The 14,985-nt window shown below is 37.9% G+C and carries 11 protein-coding genes; 2 read left to right on the top strand and 9 right to left on the bottom strand.

Going from position 1 to position 14,985, the window contains the following annotated elements; genetic code table 11:
• Positions 1-45 precede the first annotated feature (45 nt).
• From H7U17_RS11735 to H7U17_RS11705, 7 genes are all read right to left on the bottom strand, one after another.
• Positions 46-2,373, bottom strand: a complete 2,328-nt coding sequence (locus tag H7U17_RS11735; protein WP_186756913.1) for a PIG-L family deacetylase — start codon at positions 2,371-2,373, stop codon at positions 46-48.
• A 67-nt stretch (positions 2,374-2,440) separates the two neighbouring features.
• Positions 2,441-3,679, bottom strand: coding sequence for an ROK family transcriptional regulator (locus H7U17_RS11730; protein ID WP_186756912.1), 1,239 nt, complete (start codon positions 3,677-3,679; stop codon positions 2,441-2,443).
• 331 nt (positions 3,680-4,010) lie between these two features.
• Positions 4,011-5,615: a toxin-antitoxin system YwqK family antitoxin gene (locus tag H7U17_RS11725; protein WP_186756911.1), complete on the bottom strand. Its 1,605-nt coding sequence runs from the start codon at positions 5,613-5,615 to the stop codon at positions 4,011-4,013.
• Between the two features lie 88 nt (positions 5,616-5,703).
• Positions 5,704-6,270, bottom strand: coding sequence for a hypothetical protein (locus H7U17_RS11720; RefSeq protein WP_186756910.1), 567 nt, complete (start codon positions 6,268-6,270; stop codon positions 5,704-5,706).
• Positions 6,271-6,276: 6 nt separating this feature from the next.
• The gene (locus H7U17_RS11715; protein ID WP_186756909.1) at positions 6,277-7,275 is read right to left on the bottom strand and encodes a beta-ketoacyl-ACP synthase III; all 999 of its coding nucleotides are present in this window, start codon (positions 7,273-7,275) and stop codon (positions 6,277-6,279) included.
• A 129-nt stretch (positions 7,276-7,404) separates the two neighbouring features.
• A complete protein-coding gene (locus H7U17_RS11710; RefSeq protein ID WP_186756908.1) occupies positions 7,405-8,103 on the bottom strand; it encodes an SOS response-associated peptidase in 699 nt (232 codons plus the stop codon).
• 26 nt (positions 8,104-8,129) lie between these two features.
• Positions 8,130-9,089: a YheT family hydrolase gene (locus H7U17_RS11705; protein WP_186756907.1), complete on the bottom strand. Its 960-nt coding sequence runs from the start codon at positions 9,087-9,089 to the stop codon at positions 8,130-8,132.
• A gap of 124 nt (positions 9,090-9,213) precedes the next feature.
• On the opposite strand from H7U17_RS11705, the gene H7U17_RS11700 reads away from it, so the two are divergent.
• Complete coding sequence (locus H7U17_RS11700) at positions 9,214-10,878, top strand: pyruvate dehydrogenase complex dihydrolipoamide acetyltransferase (protein ID WP_186756906.1); 1,665 nt, start codon at positions 9,214-9,216, stop codon at positions 10,876-10,878.
• Between the two features lie 131 nt (positions 10,879-11,009).
• Positions 11,010-11,549, top strand: a complete 540-nt coding sequence (gene hslV, locus H7U17_RS11695) for an ATP-dependent protease subunit HslV (protein ID WP_186756905.1) — start codon at positions 11,010-11,012, stop codon at positions 11,547-11,549.
• A gap of 45 nt (positions 11,550-11,594) precedes the next feature.
• Here hslV and H7U17_RS11690 read toward each other — a convergent pair whose 3' ends face one another.
• Positions 11,595-14,318, bottom strand: a complete 2,724-nt coding sequence (locus H7U17_RS11690; RefSeq protein WP_186756904.1) for an ATP-binding protein — start codon at positions 14,316-14,318, stop codon at positions 11,595-11,597.
• Between the two features lie 88 nt (positions 14,319-14,406).
• Positions 14,407-14,799 (bottom strand): Dabb family protein, encoded by a 393-nt coding sequence (locus tag H7U17_RS11685; protein WP_186756903.1) that lies wholly within the window; start codon positions 14,797-14,799, stop codon positions 14,407-14,409.
• Positions 14,800-14,985: the final 186 nt, after the last annotated feature.

Raw genomic sequence — 14,985 nt, 5'->3', positions numbered from 1 at the left:
ACGCCTTCGGATATCTCAATAATAGGCGTAAGATTTAATTTGAGATTAGATCATACCTTCAATAGACTTCTCTAATTCTCTCGCGTGGGCGATGAATTCTTCTACATTCATGTCCTTGAAGAAAATCAAGCCGTGACTTGCTCTAACTTTGGCCATATCATGCTGATAGAAGTAATCTTTACCTAATAAGAACTGAACATCATTTAGTTGGTCAACCCAAGTACGCTTGGCAATGGTACTGAATTTACCATTGTGTGCATAACTAGGGAAGGATGCATTTACCTGGCTTAGGTAGCAGTTGGCAAATGAGTCTTCCATTACAGAAAGATCACCTAATGAAACAGGAACAATTACATTGGATTCTGCTGCATCAAATTTAAACCAAACGTTTCTATAACCGATAATTCTAAGTTCGCTTAGATCTTTTTCTTTACTCCATTCTTTAACCGCTGCAGCTGTTGCCTGAAGTACTTTATAGTGAGTGTCAGGTCCACTACCTTCTGGGTCAAGTGTCAAGCTTAGCTTAGTAGGATTGACTTTTCTGAACATCTCGACTATTGGTTCTACGTCACGAGCTTTTTCAGGCTGCTCGGTGAAGATGTCACCTGTATAGAATCCAAGTCTCAAGTGGTGTACATTCTTAACTTTCACACCAAAGTGAGCCCATACCAACTCTTCCTCGAACTCACGGATCATACCTTTAAGTTTCTGGATTTTTGGTGGGTTTTTCTCACCATCATAAGAGTTTTTCAGGATGCTTAATACATCATTGATAGTTTCTCTCAATTTGTCTTTGGTAGGCACTTCGAAAATTTCTACCAAAGCCCTAACTACTCTGTGGCAAAGACCTCTTTTCTGTTGATCAGGATCTTCAGAAGCCACATTGGTCAAATAATGATAAACATCCTTGTCCTTCTTAAGCTTGAATCCAGCCTCAAAGAAATCTTCATAATCAACCATCTGGATTTGGTTTTCATCCATTAGTTTTTTGGTATGAAGCAAGGTGTCAATAACGAAGGTGTTGGTTACTGCCGTAAATCCGGAAGTCAATACGGAGAAATGTGCTTCGTTTGTTTTTTCACTCAACTGATTGGTGATATGAGGCAAGATACCCAGAGATATATCATCATGGTGAGGACCAGTATGAAGCAATACTTCATTTTCTTCCTTAACCAATCCGTTATTCAATTTGGCTACGGTACTTTCTTTTACTGAAGCAACGGTGTTTTCAGAAAGGTTAGGAATAAGGGAAGTATAAGGATCAGCTTTAAGTTCGTCCAAAGTCAATCTATTAGCATACTTGCCTAGCTTTTTACAAAGCTCAAGAACTGCTTTTTCAGTTTTAGCTTGCGTCCACTCACCCTTTTTGTAATATGTGTTTACGCTATCGGTAAGTTTGGAAGCTGCACCTTTTGTAAGGTAAAAACGTCCATTTTTCAATTTTTGAAGAACTGTTCCAGGGAAAACATTGTCCAATGGCGTTTCCAAAGAATCCTTTACAATTTGAGCTTTAGCTTCACCAGCAGCGATAATGATACCTACAGCCTCAGGATTATAGACAATAGTGTCTAGACCTATGGTGATAACCAATCTATTTGCAGAAACTTCGATTCCACCAAGGTCACCAGCTGCCACAGCTTGAGTTTCAAAATTGGTCTCAGTCAATCTAGTTGTAGAGAAAATATCAGATCCTCTAGTGTTGAAGGCAATGTGGCCGTCAGGGCCAATGCCACCCAAGAAAAAGCCAATTCCGCCTTTTTCACGGATTTTTTGCTCAAATTCACCACACCATTTGTCAATCAAGAAGATAGACTCCTGCTGTAATTTTTCCAGTTTAGAGGTGGCTTCTCTAAATCTTAATGATAAATCTACTTTATAATCTGGGAAGATTTCCGAGAAATGCTTTCCTTCTGCTAAAGGTATTTCATCGGAATTGATCAAAAGTGCCTTCTCAGGATCTAGGCCAAATCCCTCAATGTAGAATTTGTTTACGTAATGGTAAAAGCTGTTATTCTGAGAAGAAGAAATTGGGTAAAACTCATCAATTTGAACAAAATGAAGGTTTTTCAATTCCGGCTTCTTGGTATCAAGAAGTCCATACTGCTTTCTGATTTCTTTTCCTTTTTTACTGTCCCAGTTTTCAAGTAAAAACTGAGTCCACTTAATGAAAAACTCAGGAGTTTTTCCTGTAGGCAAGCTGATTACACCATCAGGGTTGTTAGCTGCCCACTCTAAAAATCTACATGCCGTCAATAACCCTAATTTAGGGAAATTGTCTACTGTCAGGTAAGGGATCAATGTAGTGATCTCTTCAACACCTGATTCTTTTAAGAAACATTCTTCTACTTCCGATAAAGGATAGTTACTAAGCATATTTAGAATTGTTTTATGTTAATGCTTTTATATTAAAGTCACGGCAATGTGATTTGGATACCGTGGTTCAATTAATAATGTCTTCGAAAATATTCTCTATGACTACCGCTACTCCTCCGAGTAGACCAACTTCTTTACCTAATTTATAGAGTGCCAATTCAGACTTTTCCCTTGATTTGGCCATACTGAATATATTCAAGGCTTGCTGTATTGGCGTGATCAAATATTGTTGGGCCTCAGCTACGGATCCACCTACTATGATCAGATCAGGATTCAATAATTGGATAAGGATAGAAATACCTCTACCCAAGTCCAAACCTACATCTGAAAGGATGGTGATGGCTCTTTGATCACCGGCCAGTGCTGCTTCCACAATTAGAGAAGGGTCAATACTTTCTCCCTTTTCTTTTGCTAAGCGGCTCAGAATTGAATCGCTATCTTTAAGAATAGCCTCCTCGGCCATCCTTACCATAGCTGTTCCAGATGCCACAGCCTCCAGGCATCCTTTTTTACCGCAGGTACACGAGATATCCCTTGATTCAAAAATAGGAGAGTGGCTAAATTCACCTGCAAACCCTGCTCCACCTCGGTACAGTTTGCCATCTATAATAATTCCAAGGCCAATGCCCCAGCCTACGAAAATGCCCAAAACATTATTGTATTTTTGGCCTTGGCTGAACTTAAATTCTGCTAAGGTCATGGCCCTTGCGTCATTTTCTATAAAGACTTTTTTATTGAATTTGGCTTCAAAATTTTCCACCAAGGTTTTCTTTCCAAATTTCAGATAGGTGTGGTTGATTCCACTTAATGAATCTACTAGTCCTGGCATGGAAATACCTATGGCTATAATTTTATCCTCAGCAATTCCTGATTCTTTCATATAAGTAGCCATGAAATCAGTGATTCTTTCAAAAGTTGCCTTGTCATTGTTCAAGGTAATCTTAAAAGTGCCTGTTTCAGTTACAGCGGTATTGGAACTGTCGTAAATAGCTGCACGGACAGTGAATTTGCTGATGTCTACTGATAATACATAAAAGGAATCTGAGGCCAACCTATATAGGTCTGGTTTTCTTCCGCCTTGTGATTCAGCTCTGCCTTGTTTGACAAGTTTTCCGCCTTGAATAAGGTCGGTAAGCAGTGAGTTTACGGTTGGCAAACTAATGCCTACTTCATTGCAAATCTCACTGGCTGTGTTACTTCCGTTGGTGTAAAGATTTTTGATGATTTTTATCTTGTTGAGGTAGTTTTTTATTTCAACTACTCCCTCTTTTTCATCTAAGCTCTTTTTTGGATTTATTAGATTCATCTTGTTTTATTTATTAGGGTATTCAAATTAACAAAATATAGCTCAATATAAAAAATACTTTTATAAAAAAATTAAAAAAGAATAAACTGTTTTTACTAAAATATTGATTCGGTGCCACTCGATAAAATGGGGAATTTTAAAATATATAGCTTAAAAGGCTTTATGAAATGAAAGATTTATGGTACTTCCTTCTGTGACTGTACTTATTTTTTAGCAAAAAAGCGAATTATTTATCGAAATGGATAGCATTACTTAAAATCTGTGATATTGATTGCTATCTGTGAAAAATAAATGACACCCTTGATCAAAAGGTGTCATTTAGGACATTTTTCTAGTTAAAATCCTGAAAGGGTAGTTCTGGTTCTGGAAGTTTCTCAGGGACAACTTCGTCATCTTTGAATACAATGATTTCGGCGAGTTTTCCAGATCGGGAATAATAACTCCAACGTCCCTCTTTTTTACCATCCTCCATTAATCCGGAAGATGCTATTTTACCGTTATTATGATAATAGGTCCATTTTCCTTGAGGTTTGCCTTCTCTGTAGTTCCCTTCAGATTCTTTGGTTCCATTTGTATAATAGGTAATCCTAGTTCCTTCACCTTCTTTTAGGGTCCCCTTCTCTAAGGTTGTTGTACCGTCATAGGAATGGTAATCACTTATGTTCATTAATCGGCCATTGCTCCAAGTTTCTTCTTGTGTGAGATTTTTGTTGTCGTAGAAAAGTCCCCATTTTCCATCTTCAAAACCATAAAAGTAGCTTCCTACAGATTTAAGCTGGCCTCCATCATAATAATAGAACCATTGGCCATGTTCTGAGCCCAGTTGATATTCACCTTCTGCTATGAGGATTCCTATTTTATTAAAGTATTTCCAAAGGCCAGACTTGACACCATTTTTGTATTCTCCAATACTGTAGAGTTGTCCGTCCGGATAATAGCTCTTCCATAATCCAGATTTTACACCTCCTTTGTATTGTCCTCTGACGGATTCACTTCCGTCAGCGTGGTTTTCTATATATTCTCCTACTGGGACTCCCAGTTCATAGGTCTTTCTTTTAGACAGGTTCTTTCTTTTAGACAGGTTCTTGTTAGGGAAGTATTCTTCCCAGGTCCCAACTGCGATATTGTTTTCATAGTGTTCAATACGGGCAATCCTTTTGTTTTCATAGTAATATCGCCAGGTGCCTGTTTTATTTCCATTACTGTCATATTCTTGTTCTTCTGAAACCACTTTGCTGTCTGGAAAATAACTGACCCATTTGCCTACTTTGTTACCACGGTCATATTCGCCGGTCTGTTCAATAATGTTATTAAATGAATATCTTTTGAAAGTGCCGTGAGGTTCTCCATCTACGTATTGTACTTCTACGATTAATTGGCCTCCTCTAGAATATTCCAGATAAGGTCCATTTAAGATTCCATTCTTATAGCTATTTTTTATGGCTAGTTGGCCATTTTCATAATATGAAAGCCAGTCTCCATGGGGTTTACCTTCCTTAAAGGTGCCTTCTCTTTTGACTACTTTACCAGCGTTTTGTTCATATAAGACCACATTGCTGCCATAATATTCTTTGTAATCACCCACAGCTACGCTGTCTTTGTAGATTGCATCAATGATCAGAAAACCATTGGAATCGTATTGGTTTAAGTTGCCATTGAGTTTGTTGTTTTTATATTCAGCAACAATAGCTGGTTTTCCGTTAGCATGGTAGGTCGTCCAAACGCCATCTTTTTTTCCGTCGCTTAGATACCCTTCTTCAATTAATTTACCGTTTTTGGGATTTTTCAATTTCCAAAGCCCATTCATTTTACCGTTGAGAACCACACCTGTGGCTACTACACTTGAATCGGCATTGAAAATTCTAACGGTTTGGCCTTGCCCAAATGCAAGATAAGCATGGCTAAAAATAAAGAACAGTGCAATTAGGTACTTCATTGGTTTTTCTTGATTTCTTTCAACTGTCTGTAAGTAGATCAGATTTTATTTATATTCTTTTCCTAAATTATCATTTATTCTCATAAAATCATTCACCACCCTTAAACTTCTTTATTGTCCTCCATTCCTTCATTATTGTTTTTTCTAATTCCTCTATGGTAGCTTTGTAAGCTATTTTTTTTATCAACTGCAGATGCTTTAGTTTATTGATATGTGTAGGAATCCCTTCGAAGGGAACTTCATTGGTTTGCATCTGGTGGATGATCATTCCTTTATAATCCCATGGAGAGCCAGTAAGGCTGATATTATAAGCATTGGATAAATAGGAATGGTATTGATCTGATGTTGGAATTTTTTCAGCGCCATGATAAATGAAAATATAAAGCCCATGTCCCCACCAATTGAGCAACCTGATATTGAATCCGCTTTTTTTATCAAAGTCCCTGACTATATCCAGTACTTGATAGGGGCAATGTTGGAGTTCATTGCCCTTGCTGATTTTTTTTCCCTTATGATGAGGATGTAATAAAGTGAGTTCCGCATCAGGAATTTGATTGGCTACTGAAGTGAATAGACCAATAAATTGTTCTTTTAGTAGATGGATTTGATTTTGAAGGGATTGATTTTCTAATAATTCAATATTGATTTCCTCCATAACAGATTACCAATTTAATAGTGCAGAGGCCCATGAAAAGCCACTTCCAAAGGCAGCAAGACAAATAAGGTCTCCATCTTTAATTTTGCCTTGTTCCCAAGCTTCACTTAGGGCTAGCGGAATGGTTGCTGCCGTAGTGTTTCCATAATGCATGATATTATTAAAAACTTTCTCGTCAGGTAAGTGAAATTTCTGTTGAATATATTGACTGATTCTTAAGTTGGCCTGGTGAGGAACCAATAAATCAATATCGTTTTTGGTCTTTCCATTGGCGTCTAGGGCCTCGTTAATAACTTCTTGGAATCGAACGACCGCATGTTTAAAAACTACATTTCCATTCATTTGCATGCGGAAACTAGGGTCATTGATGATTTCTGGGGAAAGTCTAATTTCTCTACTGCTACCAGGATCTTTAAGATAAAGCTCTTCAGCATAATCACCATCTGCGTGTAGGTGGGTAGATAGTATTCCTGATTGAGGTTGATCGGTAACCTGTATCACGGCTGCGCCGGCACCATCAGCAAAAATGACTGCATTGGACCGGCCTGCTGTACTTTTGTCCAAAGCGCTGGATTGAATTTCAGCTCCTATAAGAAGGATATTTTTGTACATGCCTGTTTTGATAAACTGATCTGCAACAGACAAGCCATAAAGAAAGCCTGAGCAAGCATTTCTGATATCCAATGCTCCAATTCCCTGAAGTCCCAATTCTCTTTGGACCAAAACACCATTTCCAGGGGCAAAATAATCGGGTGTACTTGTGGCAAAGATAATGAAGTCAATATCCTCCATGGCTATTCCCGCTCTTTCAACAGCCATTTTAGAAGCTTTAGCAGACATATTTGCAACAGTGTCCACGCCGGGGGTAAACCATCTCCTCTGCTTTATTCCTGTACGTTCAATGATCCATTCATCACTGGTGTCCATGATTTTAGTAAGATCATCATTGGTGACAATATTGTCAGGCACATAATGCCCAACACCTGCTATTTTGGATTTTTTCATAAAAGCTTAATTAATGGTAGGATAAATATCCTTCAAAATCTAACTGATTTGAAGGCTATAGGGTTGCAAAATTGCATTCTTTGAACAAAAATACACAGGAAGTGCCTTGTTCAAAAGAGAAAAGGTGATTTATCCAAAGAGTGTATAGTTGCCAAACTGGTCCATTGGGCTGGTCCTTTTAATAAGGTATTCAGCATCAACACTGATTTGGTTTACTGCTGGCGAAACAGGGTAGGTCAGCATTTGTTCCGTAGGGTAGGGAAGCAGTGTTTCCGTAAGTTGGTCTAATGAACTGTATTTGTCCAGCCAGATTTTTTCTTGATCCTTAGTGAAAATTACCGGCATCCGATCCCCAAACTCCTTGTTGATTTTATTAGCGGGCACTGTAAGTATCAAAAATGTGTGGTTAGTGCCTCCTTTATCATTTTCGAATTCTTCCCAGATTCCAGCAAATGAAAATAAGGAATTGTCTTCTAGGGTGAAACGATGGGGGATTTTTGTTTTTTTTCCCACTCTTTTCCAGGAATAATAGCCATCAGCAGGGATGATGCAGCGTCTTTTCTGAAAGGCCGATTTTGTGGAAGCTTTGGTGGGAGCTGTTTCTGAAGGTGCATTTATGAACTTTGGAGAAACAGGCTTGTTTTTGGCAAAATCAGGAGTGATTCCCCAATAAAAATGAGAAAAGCCCTTAGGGCTGTCTGAAGTAATGACAGGGAGTAGTTGTGTTGGAGCTATATTGTATCTTGGATGAAATTCATCCAGTAATTCTGCTTCATACCGCGACTCAAGATCCTGTTGGGTCTTGCCTAAGGAATATCTTTCACACATAATTTTGGTCCATAAGTTGTTGTAAATTAATCATCCGAACTGATAAATTCAAATGCTCTTTTTTCAGACCAATATATTTCTTTTCTTTTTCTTGGGCTGAAGCCTACATGTCCCCCAACTTCAGGGAATTCCATATAGATTTGTTCCAATGAATGACCTAATTCAAAAGGGAAGCATTTTGTGCTCAGGAATGGATCGTTTTGGGCATTTAGGATGAGTGTAGGGATTTGAATTCCTTCCAAAAAGTACAGGGAAGAGCATTTATCATAGTAGTGGTTTGCATCATTGAAGCCATGCATGGGACCAGTGTATTTATCGTCAAATTCATGCAGGGTTTTGATGTTGTCCAAATTGGAAATATCTATGGATTCGGGAAATACTTGGGATTTTAATCGCACCTTTTGCTTGAGTGTCCTGAGGAATCTATTTGAATAGATGATGTTTTCTCCCGTAGATATTTTTATACAGCTGCTTTTTAAGTGAAGAGGAACGGAAATGGCGACGGCTTTTTTGATTTTATTGAGTCGCTCTATTGGCTCTCCCAAGTATTTTAAGGTGAGGTTGCCTCCTAGGCTAAAGCCTATTAGGAAAATTTCCTGATAATCTTTTTCTATATATTTGATGACTTCATCCAGGTCATAGGTAGCTCCCGAGTGATAAAAAAAAGGTTTGTTGTTAAGCTCCCCACTACATCCCCTAAAGTTCCAGGTGAGTACATCATAACCATGTTGAAAAAAATGTTTGGCCATACCGGACATATATGGTCTCCTGCTGTCACCTTCCAATCCATGAGTAATAATCACTATTTTATTGGCGCCATTTTTTAATAAGTCCAGGTCAAGAAAATCCCCGTCATCTGTAGTAATTCTTTGTCTTTCAAAGGGTAATAGAAGCGGTTTTCTGAAAAGTCCTGGGATGATCGTTTGCAAATGACCGTTAAATAATATTGCTGGGCCGCTGTAACTGGTATTTTTAATTAATGGCATTTTTTAACTGAGAGATTCGTTTTCCTACTTAATGATATTGAAATTACTATTATTAAATTTGAATATGGATATTTTAAGAACTATTTTTGACTTGCTGAAAAATTGAATTCGATATAGATAACTTATGGCCGAAGTAATAAGAATGCCCAAAATGAGCGACACCATGGAAGAAGGTGTAATCGCTGCTTGGTTAAAGAAAGTAGGAGACGAAGTAAAAGCTGGAGATATTCTCGCTGAAGTAGAAACTGATAAAGCGACTATGGAGCTGGAGTCTTATGATGAGGGAGTATTGTTGCATATTGGTGTTGAAGAAAAAGATGCAGTGCCTGTTAATGGAGTGATTGCCATCATAGGTGAAAAAGGGGAGAATATCGACAATCTTTTGAAAGATATTGAAGGTGGTGGAGGAACTACTACCTCAGATTCAGCTAAAGAAGAAACCAAAGAGGAGCCAGCTGCTGAAGCTGCTTCTGAATCAACGGAAGAAATAGATACTTCAGGAATCAATGCTACCCTGATCACCATGCCTAAAATGAGTGATACCATGCAAGAGGGAACCATTGCTGCTTGGTTGAAGAAAGAAGGAGATGAAGTGAAATCTGGTGATATCCTTGCAGAGGTAGAAACCGATAAGGCAACGATGGAGCTTGAGTCATACGACGATGGTGTATTATTGCATATTGGTGTTCAGGAAGGTGATAGTGTGGAAATTGATGGAGTGATCGCTGTAATTGGTGAGAAAGGTGCGGATTATGAAACATTGTTGAAAGCTCATGCACAACAGTCTGCTCCAGCCCAAGAAAAACCAGCTCCTAAAGAAGAAAAGAAGGAGGAAGCTCCAAAAGCAGCATCAAAGCCTGCCGAAAAAGCTGAAGCTCCAAAAGCAGCTACGAGCACTGGTAGCAATACAACTGATAATGGAAGGGTAAAAGCTTCTCCTTTAGCCAAAAAGATGGCTGAAGAAAAAGGTGTTCAGATTTCCTTGATCTCAGGTTCAGGAGAAGGTGGAAGAATAATCAAAAGGGATGTAGAGAACTTTGATCCAGCATCTGTACAAGCTGCTTCAGCCACTGCAGCACCAGCTGCTGGAACTGCAGCAATTGGCCAGGAGTCTTTTACTGAGGAGAAGGTTTCCCAAATGAGAAAGACCATTGCCAAGCGATTGGCAGAGAGTAAGTTCTCAGCTCCGCACTTCTATTTGACCATGGAAATCAACATGGATAAGGCAATCGAAGCACGTAAGAGCATGAACGAAATCGCTCCAGTGAAGATTTCCTTTAATGATATGGTGATCAAAGCTACGGCTGCAGCACTTCGTCAACATCCAAAGGTTAACTCTAGTTGGTTGGGAGATAAAATCAGATACAATGACCATGTCCATATAGGTATGGCTGTGGCTGTGGAAGAAGGCCTTTTGGTACCAGTGATTAGATTTGCTGATGGAAAGACCCTTTCTCAGATTTCACAAGAAGCTAAATCTTTGGGTGGGAAAGCAAAAAATAAAGAATTGCAGCCTAAGGATTGGGAAGGAAATACCTTCACCATTTCTAACTTGGGAATGTTTGGTATCGAAGAATTTACTGCAATTGTAAATCCACCAGATGCATGTATCCTTGCGGTAGGTGGCATCAAGGAAACCGTTGTCGTTAAAAATGGTCAGATGCAGGTTGGGAATGTGATGAAAGTGACCCTTTCTTGTGACCATAGGGTAGTGGATGGCGCTGTCGGTTCTGCATTCCTGAAAACCTTGAAAGGACTACTGGAAGATCCTGTTAGAATTTTGATTTAATGAAAACTCCCTAAAGCTATGAGCTAAGGGGAACAAAATATGTCAAAAAGTCCTGTTTGGTATTTTCCTGACAGGACTTTTTCTTTTAGTATGGTTTTTGTCGATTTGGCAAGCAAACATTTTAATACGCTATGGAGAAATTAAGATCAACCACAGTAGTGGCGATTAAGCATAATGGAGAAGTGGTTATTGGAGCTGATGGTCAGGCTACTTTAGGTAATACCATCGCCAAGAGCAGTGTCAAAAAGGTGAGAAAGCTTCAGGATGGTAAAATTGTTACGGGCTTTGCTGGTTCTACTGCAGATGCTTTTACACTTTTGGAAAAGTTTGAAGAGAAATTGGGAGCTTTTGGGAATAATATGAAAAGGGCGGCAGTGGAGTTGGCCAAGGAGTGGAGAACGGATCGTATGCTGAGTAAACTAGAAGCAATGATGATCGTTGCAGATGCTGATGATGTATTGATTATCTCAGGTACTGGTGATGTAATTGAACCTGATGAATCTGTTGCAACTATTGGTTCTGGTAGTATGTATGCTCAGTCTGCAGCTAGGGCCTTGAAGAAGTTTGCCCCACATTTATCAGCAGAGGAAATGGTTCGTGAAAGCTTAAATATTGCTGCGGATATTTGTATTTATACCAATCATAATCTGGTTATAGAAAAAGTAAGTTAATTGTAGTTTGGTCATTCATCTGATGAGTTTTTGTTAGGTGAATGATCAACTGATTTTTTCAAGTAGCCATTGGTGAAGTATTTTGCCAATGTCCTTTTTATTCATTGGTTTTGATGTATAATCATCCAATCCCGCCTCTAAACATTTCTGCCTTTCATTGTTGAGAATTCCAGCAGTCAGTGCTATGATAGGGGTATGCTTACCGGTTTTGGATTCTATCTTCCTGATAGCATCAGTAGCTTCATATCCATTTAAGACAGGCATTTGAATATCCATAAAAATTATGTCTACTTCATTTTCGTTATATACCTCTATAACCTTTTTACCATTTTTTGCTTCTAAGATTACCGCTTTAGGAATAAAATTATGAAGCAACTTTTTAGTTAAGATCATATTGACTTGATTGTCCTCAGCGATTAAAATAGAAGGCGAAATTTCTTTCAATTGTTCTAAGTCTTCTTGACTAGTGATATTTTGATCGAATGAGACTTTGGAGTCCTCCTGATCAAATAATTTATTAAGAACCTGAAGGAAATCTGGCTTTTTATAAGGTTTTATCAGAAGGGCATCTATATGTTCGGGAATGCTGGAATTTTGAATAAAGGCATCGTGCATCAAGATGACTTTGGGCTCATTTGAAATTAACTTCAGTTCTGTTTTAAGTCTTTGTATAAACTGGGTACCATTTCCATCTTTCAAGTGTTGATTGACCAGAATAAGGTTGTATGGGGCTGAGTTTTGAAGGAGTTTTTCAGCTTCTTCTTGGTCAAGTGCCAGAGTGGAAGAAGCACCAAGATAAGATAGATTTTCTTGGATTACTTTTCCATGTATTTGATTTTTTTCAATGATTAGCGCATAAAGGTTTTCGATTGGTAATGCGGGTTCTTTTTGTCTTTCTTCAAGTGTTTCAAAATTAATATCGAACCAAAATGTACTTCCTTTATTTAATTCGCTCTTAAGGTAAATTTTTCCGCCCATCATATTGAGCAGTTTTTTACATATTGCTAATCCTAGGCCTGTTCCTCCAAATTTTCTTGTAGTAGATGAATCCTCTTGGGTAAATGCACTGAAGATTTTTTCTTGATTGTCAGGTTCAATTCCTTTTCCGGTATCGCTCACGGTGAACCTGATCTTGGAAAAATTTTCAAGCTCTTCACCCAATCGCTCAATTTTCAGGATAATTTCTCCCTTATTTGTGAACTTTACGGCATTACTCAATAAATTGATCAGTATTTGCTTGATACGCACCTGATCTGCCAAGACCAATTTTGGGATATGCTCATCGATATCTAAAATTAATTCAATAGACCTTTGATGTGCTTGAAACGCAACTAGGTTAACCGTTTCTATACCCAGATCATATAAATTGGTTTGGGAAAGCTCAATTTCCAGTTTGCCAGCCTCAATTTTTGAAAAATCCAGGATATCATTTACAATTTCCATCAAGGATTTTGCTGATTGATTGATCAAGGTGATATACTGTTTTTGATTGGCATCAAGGGGTGTTGAGTTAAGTAGATCTGAGAAGCCTATTACGCCATTTAAGGGCGTTCTGATTTCATGACTCATACTTGAGATAAAATCAGATTTGGCTCTATTGGCAGATTCTGCCTGATATTTCGACCTGCGAATCCTATAGGAAGTGAATAACACAATAGTGACCAATACCAACATGATAATAAAACCGGCTAAAAATATATTTCGCCTAAATATTTGCTGTTGGAGTTTTTCATTGATTAGCTTTTCGTTTAAGGCCATTTCCGTATTAATAGCATTTAGTCTTTGATCAAAATCAATTTTGGCCTCCATGCGCCCCATGTTTTTTGAATTCATTTGACTAGTTATGCTATCCTGTAAGGAGGCATATTTTTTCTGGTAATATAAAGCTTCTTTCCAGTTCTCTAGGTTTTCATAGAAAGTAGAATAGAGTTGGTTTATGGTGATAAACTGTTCCCTAAAGTGGTTGTTCTTACTTATGATTTCACCTTTGTCCAAGTATAATTTTGCCTTGTAATTTTGCCCAGTAGCAAGGTAGAGTTCAGCCAGTCTTATGATACAGCTAGTGAGCGTAGAATAGGACTGTTCTTTTTCCAGAATTTGATAAGCAGAGAGATAATTATCAATAGCTCCTGTTGTATCACCTTGTACTTTTTGAATGTCTCCCAGAGTTCTTCTGGCATAGGATTCAAGAAAATCATCTTTTTTGTCTGCTAAAAATGGATTAATCAATTCCAATGCCTCATCATATCTTCCCAATTGAGCAAGGATAAAAGCACGGTTGTTCAAGGCGCGGCCGCTCATGGCTCTATCCTCAACAGCAACACTTCTTTCATAAGCTTCCTCAAAATATTCCAAGGCTAACTCAAGTTGACCACTTCCTTCACTATAAATTGCCCCGATGTTAAAAAATGAGCGGATGGTCAAATTGGGTTTGTTCAATGGGATAATACTTTGATGACCTTTAAAAGCAAAGTCTATCGCTTTAAGATAGTCATCCATTCTATAATAAATCCATCCCAAGTTAATCATGCTCTGTGCTTCCCCTAGCGGATAATCAATGCCTTTTGATAGCTCCAGTGCATTTAAGGAATTACTGAGTGCATTATTGATGTCTTTTTCAATGTTTTTTTCCACCCAGTTGTTCAAACTGTCTATTTTTCCTTCTTGGGAAAGGTCATTTTGTGGCGAGCTTATCTGGAATGATAGAACATCTATGCTTGTGAAAAGCAAAACAGTAAAAAGGGATAATATGAAGAGGTTACTTTTCATTTACAAAGTTGGCTGACCTTCGCGATTTATTTAAAGGTCAGCCCAGAACTATATATTTAAAAAACAAAATAGCATTTAATAATGAGTATTATTGAATTTTGGTGTCATAAACTTGTACTTTTTCCCACTTTTCCTCATGGTCAGCTATGAATTTTTTATGGATTGCTGCCAATTGGTAAATATTATGGTCTTCCAGACTACTAAAATGTACTGTCAAGGAAACGTGGAAAGAGTGGTCTACTACCTCCCTTCTCTCAGTTACAGCGGGGAGTCCAATATAGGCTTTTTTGATACTCTTTATTTTAATTAAATCTTCACAGCCATTGATAAAACTCTTCATGTCTTTTTCAGGGTCTTTTAGCCAGAAGTATACTTGATGAATCATAAAATCTTTTTTAGGTTTGGCTATAGTATTAGTGGATAATAAAATACCAGAGCCCAATAAGGAGAAATAGTTGAGAAATTTTCTTCTAGCGTTCATAGTTAAATAGTTTTGTTGTCAATTACACTCCAAGATAGAAAAATGTTCATGAATGTTTTTTGGGTCAACAAGATTGATTATGTTTTAGAGCTATTGGCCTTTTGTATTTTAAAATACAAAGTTTGAAATTAATACATCAATAGACATTTTCAAAGGTATGAACAGTTAATTTAATAGTGTGAAATA

This window comes from Echinicola salinicaeni (assembly GCF_014280965.1).
In the GTDB taxonomy this organism is placed as follows: domain Bacteria; phylum Bacteroidota; class Bacteroidia; order Cytophagales; family Cyclobacteriaceae; genus Echinicola; species Echinicola salinicaeni.
The sequence above is the reverse complement of the archived record's forward strand: the minus strand, read 5'-3'. Positions and strand labels throughout refer to the sequence as shown.

Excerpts from the sequence above, each read along its gene's own strand:
- hslV (WP_186756905.1), top strand. The coding sequence starts at position 11,010 with ATGGAGAAATTAAGATCAACCACAGTAGTGGCGATTAAGCATAATGGA.
- H7U17_RS11735 (WP_186756913.1), bottom strand. The coding sequence starts at position 2,373 with ATGCTTAGTAACTATCCTTTATCGGAAGTAGAAGAATGTTTCTTAAAA.
- H7U17_RS11690 (WP_186756904.1), bottom strand. The coding sequence starts at position 14,318 with ATGAAAAGTAACCTCTTCATATTATCCCTTTTTACTGTTTTGCTTTTC.
- H7U17_RS11725 (WP_186756911.1), bottom strand. The coding sequence starts at position 5,615 with ATGAAGTACCTAATTGCACTGTTCTTTATTTTTAGCCATGCTTATCTT.
- H7U17_RS11715 (WP_186756909.1), bottom strand. The coding sequence starts at position 7,275 with ATGAAAAAATCCAAAATAGCAGGTGTTGGGCATTATGTGCCTGACAAT.
- H7U17_RS11700 (WP_186756906.1), top strand. The coding sequence starts at position 9,214 with ATGGCCGAAGTAATAAGAATGCCCAAAATGAGCGACACCATGGAAGAA.
- H7U17_RS11720 (WP_186756910.1), bottom strand. The coding sequence starts at position 6,270 with ATGGAGGAAATCAATATTGAATTATTAGAAAATCAATCCCTTCAAAAT.
- H7U17_RS11685 (WP_186756903.1), bottom strand. The coding sequence starts at position 14,799 with ATGAACGCTAGAAGAAAATTTCTCAACTATTTCTCCTTATTGGGCTCT.
- H7U17_RS11710 (WP_186756908.1), bottom strand. The coding sequence starts at position 8,103 with ATGTGTGAAAGATATTCCTTAGGCAAGACCCAACAGGATCTTGAGTCG.
- H7U17_RS11705 (WP_186756907.1), bottom strand. The coding sequence starts at position 9,089 with ATGCCATTAATTAAAAATACCAGTTACAGCGGCCCAGCAATATTATTT.
- H7U17_RS11730 (WP_186756912.1), bottom strand. The coding sequence starts at position 3,679 with ATGAATCTAATAAATCCAAAAAAGAGCTTAGATGAAAAAGAGGGAGTA.